The organism is Kitasatospora aureofaciens, assembly GCF_019192735.1.
GTDB classification, from domain to species: domain Bacteria; phylum Actinomycetota; class Actinomycetes; order Streptomycetales; family Streptomycetaceae; genus Kitasatospora; species Kitasatospora aureofaciens_A.
Genome location: NZ_JAHTKP010000011.1, coordinates 1 through 14,332, shown reverse-complemented (window position 1 = coordinate 14,332; position 14,332 = coordinate 1). Strand labels below are relative to the sequence as shown.

Here is a 14,332-nt window from a genome sequence, read left to right as displayed (position 1 = left end):
TTGACAGATCGTCAGGGCCCGGCCATGGCGGCCGGGCCCTGCGGGTGTCAGGCGGTGAAGCGGGGGTCGCGGGCTTCGATGGCCTGGACGAAGGCGGTCCACTCGGCCTGGTCGAAGGCGAGGTGGGGGCGGTCGGGGTTCTTGTCGTCGCCGACCCAGACGTCACCGTTGTCGAAACGGGCGACAATCACGCAGTCACCGTTGCCTTCGCCGGAGAAGGGGGACTTGACCCAGTCGGCGGCGGCGGGGTTGTGGTCGTAGGGGTCGTGCTTCTCGCTCACGTCAGCTCTTCCAACTTGCGTTCAAGGGCAGTGATGGTGTCTTCCGGCGACAACGCGACTCGCTCAAGTCTGGCGAACGTCCGCTCGGCTCGCTTCAGATCGCGTCCCGTCTTCCTGGGGAGCATACCGCCGATGGCTTCGACGAATACGAAGCCATTTTCGGGGTCGTCAGGGAACCGCATCAGCGTGATCCCGGACGTCAGGATGCCGGGCCGACCAGCACTGAGCGGAACCATTCGCAGGGAGATGGTGGGGTACTGGGCAACCTTGATTGCATGCCGGATCTGCTCGGCGAGGATCTTCTGATCGCCTGCCACCAGCAGGGCCACCTCGCCAAAGTACGCCCCCAACGCGAGCGTCGGTTGGTTGGTCAGACGTCGCTGGCGAAGAAGGCGGACCTCCGCTCCGGCCTCGATCCGTTCCTCGTTGGGAGCATCCACACCGGCGCCGATCATCTCCTTGGCGTAGCCCTCGGTCTGAACCAGGCCAGGGAAGCCAGAGGGGAAGTAGTTGAGCATTTCCGAAGCATCGGCTTCGAGGGCGAGGTATTCCGCGAAGGCCGGCGTGATGGCCTCGGCGTAGTCGAGGTCGCGCCACCACTGTTTGGTCGGGCCGTCGCTGAGCAGGCTCTCGAAGTCCTCGCGCTCCTGGCCCGTGACGCCGTAGTGGTCCAGCAGCGTCTTCAGGTCGGCGGCGCTGATCTGCTGGTGGGCGCGCTCGATTCTGCTGAGGCGGGCGGCGTTCCAGCCCTTCAGGCCCTCCGTGACGTCGGTCAGGGTCTTGTTGTTGTACAGCCGCCAGTTGCGCAGCTCATCGCCGAGGCGGATCTGCCGGATCGCTGACAGGTCCTTGCTCAAGTGGCGCCCCTCCCTCTGAGTGTGGGTCCAGTGTCGTCAATGATGCGGGGGCGGCTCAACCCAGTTCAAGATCAATGGATTTGTCATTGCGTTCGGGTTGCGGGTTCGAATTGATGTCAGTCACACTCAGCGTGACCGCACGAACACGCCAGAAGGTGTGGGGTGACTCATGTCCACCTTGCGTAACCCGGTCCTCCAAACCTGGGAGACCACCCTCACCGAGCACTCGACCTCGGTCCGTACCGCCCGCCGCCTGATCCGCGAGCAGCTGACCGCCTGGGGCTGGGCCGGCGAGCCGGTCGACGACCTCGTCCTCATCGCTTCCGAGCTCGTCACCAACGCCGTCGTCCACGCCTGCCACGGCTGCGGCGAAGTCCGGCTCTACCTCCAGGAGTTCGGCGGCGACTGCCGCCTCGAAGTCTGGGACCCCCGGAGCGACCTCCCGCTCCGCGAGCCGCGTCCGCGCCGCTTCAACGAGGGCGGCCGGGGCATCGAGCTCGTCCGTCAACTGGCGTTCGACTTCGGTGTGGTCATACGGCGCGACGCGGGCAAGCGCGTGTGGGCGCGCGTTCGGCTCGCCGAGGACAATCGCCAGCCGTCACCCGGGAGTTGAGCGCCATCAAGCCCGCCGTCCTGGCCGCGATCCTCGCGGCCAGCCTTGCCCTCGCCTTCTTCGCCGCGGACCTGGTCCCGCCGCGCGAGCCGTCGGCCACCGCCGACGTCGTCTGGTGGACCACCCTCTCCGCAGCCCTGGTGGCCGGCATCAACCGTCACAACGACGACGACGACTGAACCGAGGACACGTGACCACCATGCACCCCGCCGCCATCGCCTTCCGCGACCCGGAGGCCCTCCGCGCCCGTAGCGAGCTCGGCGGCTTCCGCCGCCTCCACCTCCGGCCCGGCTACGAATCCTGCGCCGTGCTCCCTGATGCCACGTGGCAGCCCCTTCCGGAGAGCTACCCCGAGCGGTTCGCGCCGAGCATCTTCACGCAGGACAGCGGCCTGATCGAGTTCTTCAAGCTCCCCGAGACCGTCACCGACCGCCACGTCCTCGCCGCGCTCGTCGGCGAACTCGGCGACCCGGCGCCCGTCTTCCTCGGCGAGACCGACGACCCGCCCGGCGAGCCGGTCACCCACCGCACGCCCGAGACCGGTCTGCGCCCCGGCCTGCACGTCGACAACCACCAGAACCTGCCGTACGCCGCCCGCGACACCGCCCGCCGCAGACTCTGCGTCAACCTCGGTCCCGGCAGCCGCCACGTCCTCCTCTCCGACACCGACATCAAGTCCATCTGCCGCACGGTCCACGACCGTTACGAGACCCACCACCCGAGCACCGACGACCTCCGGATGTTCGTCACCCTGCGCCGTCCGCTGAAGCTCCTGCGGATCCGCATCGACCCGGGCGAGGGCTGGCTCGCCCCGACGGCCGTCCTTCCGTACGACGAGTCCACGGAGGGCCAGGAGTTGAACTCCGTCACCGCCTCCTGGCTCGGCCACTGGGAGCGCGGCCTCTTCGGCCCGCTGCTCTGAACGCCGGTCACTCTCTGCACACGGCGCCGCCGAAGGGGCGGGCGCGGGCGGTGCCGTTGCGCAACTTGGAGTGCGACCAACCTAGAGGGCGCGTACGGGCCGTTGCGCGCCCCGGTTCGCGCTGTACGGACGACAAGCGGCCTTCGCCAGCGCACCGTAGTGGATCGGTCACGCAAAGCGCCGGGCATCCCGTACGGAGGTGCGGGTGGGCGCAGAGCGGCGCAGGCTGGAAGGGGTTTCATGGCCCGGCCGCGCCGGGTCGGGCCGCCCCGTACGGGAAGTGAGGCTTCCGATGAGCAGGCTGGAAGAACAGATCGAGATCGACGCCCCGGCCGAGCAGGTCTGGGCGCAGCTGCACCGGTTCGACGAGTACCCGCAGTTCGTGGACGGCGTGCGCAGCGCGTTCGCCGAGGGTGACAGCAGAGCGCACTTCGACATCAGCCTCGGGGCCGAGCCACGCGGGTTCGACACCGAGCTCACCGACCGGGGCGGTGAGCAGGTACTGGAGTGGCAGACGCGCGGCGGCAGTCCGGAGCTGAAGGGCACGTTCGCCGTGCGGGAGCTGGACAGCAAGCACTGCGAGCTGCAGGCGCGGCTGGAGTACGACGGGGACGAGATTCGGGAGGCGTTCGGCGGCCCGAAGGGGTTTGCCCAGGTGCGGGCCGTCGAGACGGCGGTGCGGACGGATCTGGAGCAGTTCAAGGAGATGGTGGAGAACAGGTAAGAACCGTCACGGCGCTGCGGGCGGCTACCGGGCCCGGTGTCTGGGCAGGCTTGACCGGACACTGACCGAAGGGGGCCGCCCATGGCCGCAGTTCACGAATCCGTACTCGACGCGATCGGCGGGACGCCCCTGTTCCGCCTCGCCCGTCTGGGGGCCGGGCTCGCCGCGCCGATCTACGCCAAGGCGGAGTTCCTCAACATCGGCGGCAGCGTCAAGGACCGGGCCGCCCTCTCCATGGTGCTCGCCGCGGAGGCGGGCGGGCTGCTGCGCCCCGGCGGGACGATCGTCGAGGCGACGTCCGGCAACACCGGCATCGGCCTGGCCATCGTGGGCCGGCAGCGCGGCTACCGGGTGATCGCCGGGGTGTCCGACCGCTCCGCGGCCGAGAAGTCGGACATCCTGCGGGCGTACGGCGCCGAGGTGGTGACCGCCCCGACCTCCGTGCCGCAGGAGGATCCGGCGCATCTGTTCAACGTCGTCAAGCGGTTCGCCGAGGAGATCCCCGGCGCCTGGCTCGCCAACCAGTACGACAACCTCGCCAACCCCGACGCCCACGTGCGGACCACCGGCCCCGAGATCTGGGAGCAGACCGGCGGCCGGGTGACCCACTTCGTGGCGGGCATCGGCACCGGCGGCACCATCAGCGGCACGGGGAGCTATCTGAAGCAACTGTCCGGCGGCGCCGTGACCGTGATCGGGGCGGATCCGCTGTCCTCGCTGTACGGGGGCGGGGACGGCAGCCCCTACTTCGCCGAGAGCATCGGGCACTTCCTGCACCCCGACACCGTCGAGGACCGCTGGCCGCAGGCCTACCGGCAGGACGTGGTCGACGCCTTCGAGCGGATCCCCGACCGGGAGTCGCTGCTGACGGCGCGTCGCCTCGCCCGGGAGGAGGGCCTGCTGGCCGGACCGTCCTCGGGTGCGGCGGTGGCGGCGGCGCTCCGGGTGGCGCGGAGGCTCGGGCCGGACGATCTGGTCGTGGTGCTGCTGCCGGACTCCGGGCGGTCGTACCTGTCCAGGGTGCACAGCGACGACTGGATGCGGCAGTGGGGCTTCCTGGAGGACGGACGCCTGGAGGACGGCGCCACGCTCCGGGAACTGCTGGACGCGCCGGCGCCGCTGGTGACGGTCGACGCTGACGTGACCGTCGGCGAGGCGTTGGAGACGTTGCATGTGGTGGCGGGCGGCGTCGCGCCGGCCGTTCTGCCGCGGCCGGCCCGGCCGTACGGGGTGGCTGCGACGGAGGTGGTCGGCTCGGTGTCGCGGGCGGTGCTGGCGGCGGCGCTCGCGGACGGGAGCGCCAAGCCGGGCGACCCGGTGCGCGGGCTGCTCGGGCCGGCGCTGCCGACGGTGGGCGTCGGGCAGTCGCCGGCGGAGGCGCGGGCGGTGCTGGGGGACGCGCACGAGGCCGTGGTGGTGCTGGTCGACGGGCGGGCGGTCGCGGTGCTGCCCCGGGCGCTGCTGGGCGCGTAGGCGTCTTACGGGGTGGGCGTCAGCATCGCCGTGATCACCCGGTCCAGGGTGCGGTCGAAGGCGGTGGTCGGGTCGGCGGGCGGGCCGGGGGTGGCGAAGGCGGCGGCGAGGTTCGGGTAGTCCCCGCTCATCGCCGCCTGGGTGAGGTAACCCACCAGCTCCGCCTGCCACTTGGCGCCCGCCACCGCCGTCTGCTCGTACTGGGCGTACTGGCAGATGAAGCCGTTGAACAGCGCCATGGCCTCCATGCGCGCGCCGCCGCTGAGGCCGCTGGGGGCGGTGACGGCCAGGTAGTGGTCGGTGTAGCGCAGGGCGTTCGGGCCGATGCCCGGGCGGGCGATGACCAGGGCGGGCAGCCAGGGGTGGCGGCGGCAGAGGTCGAGCTGCTGGTGCCCGAGCCGGACGAGGTCGGCGCGGCAGTCGCCGGTGGGGGCGGTGAACTCGTACTCGGCGACGGCCTCGTCGAGCATCAGGTCGAGCAGGTGCTCCTTCTTCGGCACGTAGTTGTAGAGCGACATCGTGCCCGCGCCGAGTGCCGCCGCGACCCGACGCATCGAGACGGCGTCCAGGCCTTCGGCGTCGGCGATCCGGACCGCGGCGGCCGCGATGGAGGTCCGGCTGTGGGCCGGTTTGGGGCCGCGGCCGGTGCGCTCGGGGCGCAGCCAGATCAGTTCGGGCGCCTCGGGGGGCGTGGGCTGCCCGGGGTTCGGGCTGCTCGGGGGCTTGCTGGACGGCACTGAAGATCACCTCGGTCTCCCATCTTAGATACGTACGGCGTACGTAGTACGATGTGCTCGCGCGCGCTTCTACGTACGCTGTACCTAGAGAGGGGCAGAGTCAGTCATGTCCGACGCCACCCGAACCACCCGAACCACCCGAACTGCCCGGCCCACCGGGCCCGCCATCGAGATGGCGGGCGTGGAGAAACGCTTCGGCGCCACCGAGGCCCTGCGCGGCCTCGACCTCACCGTCCCGGCCGGCACCGTCTGCGGCCTGCTCGGCCCCAACGGCGCCGGCAAGACCACCGCCGTCCGCGTCCTCGCCACCCTCGTCGCCCCCGACCGGGGCACCGCCCGGGTCGCCGGGTACGACGTCGCCCGCGAGGCCGAGGCCGTCCGGCGCGCCATCGGTCTGGCCGGGCAGCACGCCGCCGTCGACGAGGGCATCACCGGGCGGGACAACCTGCACCTGTTCGGCCGGCTGCACCACCTCGGCGGCCGCCGGGCCCGGGCGCGCGCCGACGAACTGCTCGAACGCTTCGGCCTCGCCGAGGCCGGCGGCCGGCTCGTCCGCACCTACTCCGGCGGCATGCGGCGGCGCCTCGACCTGATCGCCAGCCTCGTCACCAGCCCGCCGGTGCTCTTCCTCGACGAGCCCACCACCGGGCTCGACCCGCGCAGCCGGCAGGAGATCTGGGACACCGTCAAGGAGTTGGCGAATGACGGCACCACCGTGCTGCTCACCACCCAGTACCTGGAGGAGGCCGACCGGCTCGCCGACGACATCGTCGTCGTCGACCACGGCGCCGCGATCGCCACCGGCCCGCCGGCCCGGCTCAAGGCGGCGATCGGCAGCGAGGTGTCCGTCACCCTCGCCGACGTGGGCCAACTCGGCGCCGCCGCCGTCGTGTTGTCCGCGCTCTCCGGCGGGGACGCGCAGGTGGACGTGGCCGAGCGGCTGGTCACGGTGGTGACGCCGCCGGGTGTCGAGGTCCTGCTTCCGGCGCTCGTAAGGGAGTTGGACGCGGCGGGGGTCGTCGCGCAGGACGTCGCGGTGCGGGCGCCCTCGCTGGACGACGTCTTCCTCGCGCTCACCCGGGAATCCACCGCCACCACCCTGAGGAGGGTCGCCTGATGGCCGCCGTGTACGCCGCTCCGAATCTTGCTGGTCCCAGTCGGCTCGTCTCCGACACCGTGACGTCGATGCTGCGCATCCTCCTCAACTACCGTCACTCGCCGGGCCTGTTGGCCGCGTCCCTGGGCGTGCCGGTGGTCATGGTGGTGGTCTTCGGGTACGTCTTCGGCAGCGCCATGCAGGTGCCCGGCGGGGGCGACTACCGGGAGTTCCTGATGCCCGGCCTGTTCGCCATGGTCGCCACCAACGGCATCATGCCCACCATGGTCGGCGCCGCCCGGGACGTCGGGCGTGGAGTCACCGACCGGCTGCGCTCGATGCCGGTGTCGCGCACCGGCCTCCTGCTCGGCCAGACCCTGGCGGACCTGCTCGTCAGCGTCGTCGTCCTGGCCCTGCTCGCCCTCGTCGGACTCGCCGCCGGCTGGCGCGTCCGGGAGGGACTCGCCGACGCGGCGGGCGCGTTCGGGCTGCTGCTGCTCTTCCGCTTCGTGATGACCTGGGTCGGGACGTGCCTCGGGCTGGCGGTGGGCAAGGAGGAGGCGGCCGGCCAACTCTCCGTCGCAGTCTTCCCGTTGGCGATGGTGACCAACGCGTACGTGCCGACCGGCGGGATGCCCGGCTGGCTGCGGGTCGTCGCCGACTGGAACCCGGTCAGCTCCGTCGTCGAGGCCTGTCGCGGACTCTTCGGCAACCCGTCCGCACCCGGTGACGCCTGGCCGATGCAACACGCGGTGCTCGCCTCGCTGCTGTGGAGCGCGGTGCTGCTGGCGCTCTGCATGCCGCTCGCCGTACGGAAGTTCGCCACGCACGGGCGGTGAGCCCGGTTCGTCCGGCTCGTCCGGCCTCGTCTGGTCGAATGTGCTGGACAGCGGTGCCGGTGCGGCCGAAGGTGGACGCCATGAAGTTCACCCATCTCGGCCGCACCGGCCTCACCGTCTCCCGACTCTGTCTGGGCACCATGAACTTCGGCCCCCACACCGAGGAGTCCGACGCCCACCGCATCATGGACACCGCCCACGACCGGGGCATCAACTTCTTCGACACCGCCAACTCCTACGGCCGCGACAGCGAGGGCAGGCTCAAGGGCCGCACCGAGGAGATCATCGGCCGCTGGTTCGCCCAGGGCGGCGGCCGCCGCGAACGCACCGTCCTCGCCACCAAGGCCTACGCCCCCATGGGCGACTGGCCCAACGAGGGCCGGCTCTCCGCGCTCAACATCCGCCGGGCCGTCGAGGCCAGCCTGCGCCGCCTCAACACCGACCACATCGACCTCTACCAGATGCACCACATCGACCGGGACACGCCCTGGGAGGAGATCTGGCAGGCGATGGAGGTCCTGGTCACCCAGGGCAAGATCATCTATGTCGGCTCCAGCAACTTCGCCGGCTGGCACATCGCCCAGGCCCAGGAGGCCGCCCGCGCCCGGCACTTCCTCGGCCTGGTCAGCGAGCAGTCGCTCTACAACCTGCTCGACCGGACGATCGAGCTGGAGGTCGTCCCCGCCCTCCAGCACTACGGGCTCGGCCTGATCCCCTGGTCCCCGCTGCGGGGCGGCCTGCTCGGCGGCGTGCTGCGCAAGGAGCGCGAGGGCACCCGCGTGCGGGGCGCGCAGGCCCACGCGAGCGAGATCCTCGCGCTGCACCGCGACCGCATCCAGGCGTACGAGGACTTCGCCGACGAACTCGGCACCGACCCCGCCGACCTCGCCCTCGCCTGGCTCCTCAGCCGCCCCGCCGTCACCGCGCCCATCGTGGGCCCGCGCACGATGGCCCACCTCGACGCGGCGGTCGCGGCCGTGGAGATCGAGCTCGACCAGAAGACGCTGGACCGCCTGGACGAGATCTTCCCCGGCCACCAGCCGGCCCCGGAGGACTACGCCTGGTAGGTGAGCTGTGGGACCCCGCCCCGGTGCTTCGGCCGGGGCGGGGTGGTGAACTGCTGGCGGTTGAGTGCCACCGAGTGTTCATAAGGTCTGTTTAGTGAGCTTGTCGGATGTGCCGAACATGTGGCTATTTGACTGATTTTGTGGCGTTCTGATGGTGTGTATAGGGTGCTCGTGTCTTGATCCGGATCGGGCGTCGGGGAGGTGGTTTGCCGTGTCCGAGAAGAAGACGTTGCGGCAGATCGCCCGGCCGTTCGTGGTCGATCCTGCAAACGGTGTGTGCATACGGGACCGGCTGAAGGGCCTCACGCCGGAGGACGAGAAGGTTCTGCGGATGGTCGGCGAGCACATGGGCTCGCTGGCCTCACGCGATCTCAAGGCGCGCTGCGCCGACGGTCTGGAGCATTCCATGGACACGTGGGCGGCGCGGAAGCGGGAGCTGACGGCCGAATCGTCGTCCCGGTGGGCGGGGTCGGTGACCGGGGCGACGCATGCGCAGTGGGGACTGTCCCGCCGGGCGCAGTTCGCCCATATTCAGGGCCTGGAAGCCGGGACCATGATCATCCGGCATCGGCTGTCCCTGCCGGTCGGCGAGAGGGGCGCCAGGAAGGCCCCGGGCGGCTACCGTTCGGCGCACGAGTGGTTCGTCAAGTCGCGTCGACTGGCGGCGTTGGAGGACCGGCTGGAGTGGGTACGGGCCGACCGGGAAGCCGGACGGGTACATGTGGTGCGGGGCGGAAGGAAGTTGGCCAACACCCGGTACAACCTCACCGCCGCCGGGCTGACCGAGGCGCAGTGGCGTGATCGCTGGGAGGCGGCGCGCTGGTTCCTGTCCGCTGCCGGGGAGTCCGGCAAGCGCTACGGCAACGAGACGATCCGGGTCTCCCCCGACGGGGAAGTGTCGGTCAAGCTACCCGCTCCGCTGGCGGAGTTGGCCAACAGCAGGCACGGCCGGTACACGCTGGCCGCCCGCGTGAGCTTCCCTCACCGGGGCGACGAATGGCGAGATCGCATCTCGGCGAACCGGGCCGTGGCCTACCGCATCCACCTGGACGTGGAACGCGGCCGCTGGTACCTCGACGCGTCGTGGACCCGCAAAGACCTGCCCGTCGTTCTCCTGGACACGCTCCGATCCGGTGGGGTCGTGGGCGTGGACATGAACGCCGACCACCTGGCCGCGTGGCACCTCGACGCCCACGGCAACCCGGTCGGCGAACCCCGCCGTTTCAACTACGACCTGACCGGCTACGCGAACCACCGGGACGCGCAGCTGCGCCACGCCCTCACCCGCCTGTTGCACTGGGCCGCCGGCACGGGCGTACAGGCCATCGCGGTTGAGGATCTGGACTTCACCGACTCCAAGACCCGCGAGAAGCACGGCCGCAAGAAGCGCTTGCGGCAGCTGATCTCCGGCATCCCCACCGGCCGACTCCGCTCCCGCCTCCTCGCCATGTGTGCCGAGTACGGACTGTCGGTGATCGCCGTCGATCCCGCCTACACCAGCCTGTGGGGGGACCAGCACTGGAAGAAGCCCCTCACCACGAAGACCCGCGCCACCACCCGCCACCAGGCGGCAGCGGTGGCCATCGGACGACGCGCCCTCGGACACCCGATCCGGCGACGGACGACACCGCCCCGCGCACACCAGAGCGATGTGCACGGGCATCGGACCGCCCAGGCCGGACCAGGTAACCGAGGACGTGAGGAAACCCGCCGCCCCGTCACGGACCGCAGCCAAGAGCCGCACGCCCGGACAGGGAACCAGAGAACGCGGGCGACCAGCGCATCCAAAACCGTTCGGGATGCGCGCAGTGACAGAGTCGATCTTCACGGTCACTCCTGATCACTGTTCAGGAACGGTCACGGGGAGTCGGGACCCACCATTCCCCAGACGATCACCGACCAGACGAACAACACGAGGTACAGCGCGAGAACGCTGCCCGCGATGCCGCCGACGGTCCACAGCAAGCCCTTGAGCACGTTCTTGTAGGACATTTCGTCTCCGTCGATTCCGTGATGATCACAACGGGACCAGCCTAGAAACGGGGTCCGTGGGGGGCCTGAGTATCCGTACTCAAAAGTGTGTCGGCGGCGTACCCGGACGGGCGGCGTGAGAGCGTTCGGGGATGGTGGATGAGGCTGTGGTGCACGAGGTGCCGTACTACTCGCAGTGGGAGTCGGCCGAGCTCGTGCGGGCGATCATTGACGGGGAGCTGAACGCCGCCGAGGACCCGCGGTGGGGGCAGTCGGGGGCGGCCACGCCGGAGGAGTACGCGTGGTGGTCGTGGCGGCTGTGCGGGGTGGCCTGCCTGCGGATGGCGCTGGACTACTGGTGGGGCCTGGCCCCCACCGCGCTCGCGCTCGCCGAGGAGTGTGTGGCGGCGGGCGCGTACGTCCGGGACGGCGACAGCCTGCGCGGGCTGATCCACACGCCGTTCGCCGCGTACGTCCGGCAGCGGTGGGGACTGGCCGCGCAGGCACGGGAGTTGACGCCGGAGGAGCTGGCGGCGGAGGTGGCCGGCGGGCGGCTGGCCATGGTGTCCGTCCACCCCTCGATCCGGGATCCGGAGGGCCCGGAGCCCGTCCGGCGGGGCGGGCACCTGGTGCTGGCGGTGGGCGCCACGAGCACGGCGCTGGTGATCCACAACCCGTCCGGGTTCCCGGGCGGGTCGCAGGCCTTCGCGCACGTGCCGTGGCGGTCGTTCGGGCCCTTCTACGCGGGGCGGGGGATCGTCCTCGGGCCGCCCGGTACGGGAGAGCGCGTCACGGTTTGACGCCCGGCAGGCCGAGCATGTTGACCGGCAGTTCGTTGCGACACAGCGCCGAGATCGGCTTCAACGCCGCCGCCAGGCCGTCGAGTTCGCTGCGGGGGTAGTTCTCCCACACCCGGGCGGCGGCCAGGTCGGTGGCGGCCTCCAGCGACTGGTGCCGGATCCGTCCGAGCTCGGTGACCGCGCCCTCCGCCGTCAGCCAGCCCCGCTCGACCAGCCGCGCCGCCGCGGCCTCCCACTCCTCGTCCGTCCACCCGCGCCGGGGCTGCAGCACCTCACGCCGGACGTCCATGGCGCAGCGGATCACCACCGCCTCGCAGCCGTCCAGCCCGGCCGCGACCAGCGCGGCCACGTGGCCGTCCCCGCGGTGCTCGCGCATCACGGTGGCGGCCTGCCACAGGCGCCCGTACAGGTCGGTGGGCCGGGGGAGCGCGGCGTTGGCGGCGGCCAGTACCCGGCCGGCGCAGTCCAGCCGCGCTGCTGCCTGCTCCAGCGCGGTGGCCGCCAGCTCGACCTGGTCCGGCTCGACGTGCTCCAGCAGCCGGGCCAGCGCCGCCGACGAGCCCTCGACGCGGGCGGCCAGCGTCCGCTCCGGGCTCGCGTGCGTCCACACCTCCGGCAGGGCGCGCTCGACCACCGTCGGGGAGAAGCTGAAGAACGCGGCGATCACCGGCGGCGCGTCCACCGCGCCCAGCGGAGCCGCGCGGCTGGCGAAGTAGCCGCGCCATCCGCCGTGCAGCCCGGCCGCCTCGAAGGCGTCGCTGCCCTCGGGCGAGAAGTAGGTGACGGAGTGCACCGGCTCGAAGAGCCACCACAGGGAGCGGGCGGGGTGGACGAGATCGGCCATCGGAGGACCTTCCTCGGTGGGGGGATTGGACCTGAGCGGTTGCTCTAGTGCTGATGGCCGCGGCGGCGGCCGCGGTAACCCCGTGAAGGGTGTGATGACGGTCACGCGCACGTCACGGTGTGCGTCGGCCGGTGCCGCCCCGCGAGATGATGGGACGAGGTGCCCGCTCCGGGTCCCCCGACCCTCGTGTGAAGGTATTGGTAATGGCGCAGATCAACCCCAGCATCCTGTCCGCGGACTTCGCCCGGCTCGCCGAGGAGGCCGAGGCCGTCCGGGGTTCCGACTGGCTGCACGTCGACGTCATGGACAACCACTTCGTGCCCAACCTCACCCTGGGCGTCCCGATCGTCGAGTCCCTCGCCCGCGCCACCGACACCCCGCTCGACTGCCACCTCATGATCGAGGACCCCGACCGCTGGGGCCCCCAGTTCGTCGAGGCCGGCGCCGGCTCCGTCACCTTCCACGTCGAGGCCGCCGCCGCCCCCGTCCGGCTCGCCCGCGAGATCCGCGCCAAGGGCGCCCGCGCCTCCATGGCCCTCAAGCCCGGCACCCCGATCGAGCCCTACGAGGACCTGCTGCCCGAGCTCGACATGCTGCTGATCATGACCGTCGAGCCCGGCTTCGGCGGCCAGGCGTTCCTCGACATCATGCTGCCGAAGATCCGCCGAACCCGGGAGCTGATCGCCAAGCACGGCCTCGAACTGTGGCTCCAGGTCGACGGCGGCGTCTCCGCGAGCACCATCGAGCGCTGCGCCGAGGCCGGCGCGGACGTCTTCGTCGCCGGGTCGGCGGTGTACGGGGCGACGGACCCGGCCGAGGCCGTCCGCAACCTGCGGGAGCTGGCGGACAAGGCCACGGCGGACGCCTGGTGGGCCTGCGAGCACTGAGCCCGGGGGCGCAGCTGTCGCGGATGCGGGATTCCGCCGGGGTGATGGACGATCATTGACGGACGACCTCGGCCCCTCTCCGTACGGTGGTGGATCCGCGACATGAGCAACCTCGATCTCAAGCCCTCCCCGACCTCCTGCGGTCGCGAGGCCAGCAGCGGCCCGGTGCAGGAACTCCTCACCGGCCGCCAAGTCCCGCTCGGCGAAAGCACCGTGGTGCGCCGACTGCTCCCCAACCTGGGCCGGCGCATGGTCGGGGCCTGGTGCTTCGTCGACCACTACGGCCCCGACGACATCGCCGACGAACCCGGCATGCAGGTCCCGCCCCACCCCCACATGGGCCTGCAGACCGTCAGCTGGCTCCACCAGGGCGAGGTCCTGCACCGCGACAGCCTCGGCAGCCTGCAGACCGTCCGCCCGTACGAACTCGGGCTGATGACCTCCGGCCGGGCGATCTCCCACTCCGAGGAATCCCCCCGCCCGCACGCCCGCTACCTGCACGGCGCGCAGCTGTGGGTCGCCCTTCCCGACGCCCATCGGCACACGGCCCCCGCCTTCGAGCACCACCCCGACCTGCCGGTCGTTACCGCCCCCGGGCTGCGTGCCACCGTCATCCTCGGCTCGCTCGACACCGCCACCTCGCCGGGCAGCACTTACACCCCTCTCGTCGGCGCCGACCTCGCCCTCACCGCGGGCGCGGACCTCAGGCTCCCGCTCGTCCCCGACTTCGAGTACGCCGTTCTCTCCATGTCCGGCAGCATCGACGTCGACGGCGTCCGCGTCGAACCCGGCTCCATGCTCTACCTCGGCTGCGGCCGCCCCGAACTCCCACTCCTCGCCCGCACCGACGCCGCCGTCCTCCTCCTGGGCGGCGAACCGTTCGACGAGAAGATCGTCATGTGGTGGAACTTCATCGGGCGGTCGGGCGGGGACATCGCGCAGGCCTGCGCCGACTGGATGGGCACCGCCCGCTTCGGCGAGGTCCACGGCTACGACGGCGCCCGGCTGGCCGCTCCCGAGCTGCCCGCCACCCCGCTGAAGGCGCGGGGGCGCGTGCGCTGACCTGGCCATTTGTGGTTGTCGGCTCGAATGAGGATCTTGGTGGCTAATTCCAACTGCTATGCAGCTAGGGATAGTTGGAGTCTGGCGAGGTGGCTGTGGCTGACTCGGTCGAGGGGGTGGCCGTTCCACCAGGAGTGGAGGCGGATGAGGTTGAGGGCG

17 protein-coding genes are annotated in these 14,332 nt (G+C 71.2%); 12 read left to right on the top strand and 5 right to left on the bottom strand.

Annotation, left to right across the window (positions count from 1 at the left end):
• Positions 1 to 47: 47 nt before the first annotated feature.
• Together KV557_RS13815 and KV557_RS13810 are read right to left on the bottom strand one after the other, a co-directional pair.
• Positions 48 to 281 (bottom strand): DUF397 domain-containing protein, encoded by a 234-nt coding sequence (locus tag KV557_RS13815; protein ID WP_218200196.1) that lies wholly within the window; start codon positions 279 to 281, stop codon positions 48 to 50.
• Positions 278 to 1,138 (bottom strand): helix-turn-helix domain-containing protein, encoded by an 861-nt coding sequence (locus tag KV557_RS13810; RefSeq protein ID WP_218200195.1) that lies wholly within the window; start codon positions 1,136 to 1,138, stop codon positions 278 to 280. Before KV557_RS13810 ends, KV557_RS13815 begins: the two co-directional genes overlap by 4 nt.
• A 169-nt stretch (positions 1,139 to 1,307) precedes the next feature.
• On the opposite strand from KV557_RS13810, the gene KV557_RS13805 reads away from it, so the two are divergent.
• From KV557_RS13805 to KV557_RS13785, 5 genes are all read left to right on the top strand, one after another.
• Positions 1,308 to 1,751 (top strand): ATP-binding protein, encoded by a 444-nt coding sequence (locus KV557_RS13805; protein ID WP_218200194.1) that lies wholly within the window; start codon positions 1,308 to 1,310, stop codon positions 1,749 to 1,751.
• Positions 1,748 to 1,930 carry a hypothetical protein gene (locus KV557_RS13800; protein WP_218200193.1) on the top strand — a complete coding sequence of 61 codons (183 nt, stop codon included), beginning with the start codon at positions 1,748 to 1,750 and terminating at the stop codon, positions 1,928 to 1,930. The genes KV557_RS13805 and KV557_RS13800 overlap by 4 nt, the downstream gene beginning before the upstream one ends.
• An 11-nt stretch (positions 1,931 to 1,941) precedes the next feature.
• Positions 1,942 to 2,673: a hypothetical protein gene (locus KV557_RS13795; protein WP_218200192.1), complete on the top strand. Its 732-nt coding sequence runs from the start codon at positions 1,942 to 1,944 to the stop codon at positions 2,671 to 2,673.
• A gap of 292 nt (positions 2,674 to 2,965) precedes the next feature.
• Positions 2,966 to 3,397, top strand: a complete 432-nt coding sequence (locus KV557_RS13790) for an SRPBCC family protein (RefSeq protein WP_218200191.1) — start codon at positions 2,966 to 2,968, stop codon at positions 3,395 to 3,397.
• Between the two features lie 81 nt (positions 3,398 to 3,478).
• Positions 3,479 to 4,870, top strand: a complete 1,392-nt coding sequence (locus KV557_RS13785) for a pyridoxal-phosphate dependent enzyme (RefSeq protein ID WP_218200190.1) — start codon at positions 3,479 to 3,481, stop codon at positions 4,868 to 4,870.
• A gap of 5 nt (positions 4,871 to 4,875) precedes the next feature.
• On the opposite strand, the gene KV557_RS13780 is transcribed toward KV557_RS13785, so the two are convergent.
• Entirely contained in the window at positions 4,876 to 5,607 is a 732-nt protein-coding gene (locus KV557_RS13780) for a TetR/AcrR family transcriptional regulator (RefSeq protein WP_218200189.1), read from the bottom strand.
• 106 nt (positions 5,608 to 5,713) lie between these two features.
• Between KV557_RS13780 and KV557_RS13775 the strand changes: the two genes are divergently transcribed.
• From KV557_RS13775 to KV557_RS13760, 4 genes are all read left to right on the top strand, one after another.
• Positions 5,714 to 6,724: an ATP-binding cassette domain-containing protein gene (locus KV557_RS13775; protein ID WP_374106625.1), complete on the top strand. Its 1,011-nt coding sequence runs from the start codon at positions 5,714 to 5,716 to the stop codon at positions 6,722 to 6,724.
• Positions 6,725 to 6,792: 68 nt separating this feature from the next.
• Positions 6,793 to 7,542 (top strand): ABC transporter permease, encoded by a 750-nt coding sequence (locus KV557_RS13770; RefSeq protein ID WP_256177379.1) that lies wholly within the window; start codon positions 6,793 to 6,795, stop codon positions 7,540 to 7,542.
• An 80-nt stretch (positions 7,543 to 7,622) separates the two neighbouring features.
• On the top strand, positions 7,623 to 8,609 hold the full coding sequence (locus KV557_RS13765; RefSeq protein WP_218200187.1) for an aldo/keto reductase: 987 nt from the start codon (positions 7,623 to 7,625) through the stop codon (positions 8,607 to 8,609).
• A gap of 211 nt (positions 8,610 to 8,820) precedes the next feature.
• Complete coding sequence (locus KV557_RS13760; protein ID WP_218200186.1) at positions 8,821 to 10,449, top strand: IS200/IS605 family accessory protein TnpB-related protein; 1,629 nt, start codon at positions 8,821 to 8,823, stop codon at positions 10,447 to 10,449.
• A gap of 17 nt (positions 10,450 to 10,466) precedes the next feature.
• Here the strand turns inward: KV557_RS13760 and KV557_RS42575 are convergent, their stop codons facing one another.
• Positions 10,467 to 10,601, bottom strand: a complete 135-nt coding sequence (locus tag KV557_RS42575) for a hypothetical protein (RefSeq protein WP_256177378.1) — start codon at positions 10,599 to 10,601, stop codon at positions 10,467 to 10,469.
• A gap of 131 nt (positions 10,602 to 10,732) precedes the next feature.
• Between KV557_RS42575 and KV557_RS13755 the strand changes: the two genes are divergently transcribed.
• Positions 10,733 to 11,380: a C39 family peptidase gene (locus tag KV557_RS13755; RefSeq protein ID WP_218200185.1), complete on the top strand. Its 648-nt coding sequence runs from the start codon at positions 10,733 to 10,735 to the stop codon at positions 11,378 to 11,380.
• On the opposite strand, the gene KV557_RS13750 is transcribed toward KV557_RS13755, so the two are convergent.
• Positions 11,370 to 12,224 carry an SCO6745 family protein gene (locus KV557_RS13750; protein WP_218200184.1) on the bottom strand — a complete coding sequence of 285 codons (855 nt, stop codon included), beginning with the start codon at positions 12,222 to 12,224 and terminating at the stop codon, positions 11,370 to 11,372. The two genes, KV557_RS13755 and KV557_RS13750, sit on opposite strands and share 11 nt — an antisense overlap.
• Before the next feature lie 203 nt (positions 12,225 to 12,427).
• On the opposite strand from KV557_RS13750, the gene rpe reads away from it, so the two are divergent.
• Positions 12,428 to 13,111, top strand: coding sequence for a ribulose-phosphate 3-epimerase (rpe, locus tag KV557_RS13745; protein WP_218200183.1), 684 nt, complete (start codon positions 12,428 to 12,430; stop codon positions 13,109 to 13,111).
• 102 nt (positions 13,112 to 13,213) lie between these two features.
• On the top strand, positions 13,214 to 14,173 hold the full coding sequence (locus tag KV557_RS13740; protein ID WP_218200182.1) for a pirin family protein: 960 nt from the start codon (positions 13,214 to 13,216) through the stop codon (positions 14,171 to 14,173).
• Positions 14,174 to 14,332: the final 159 nt, after the last annotated feature.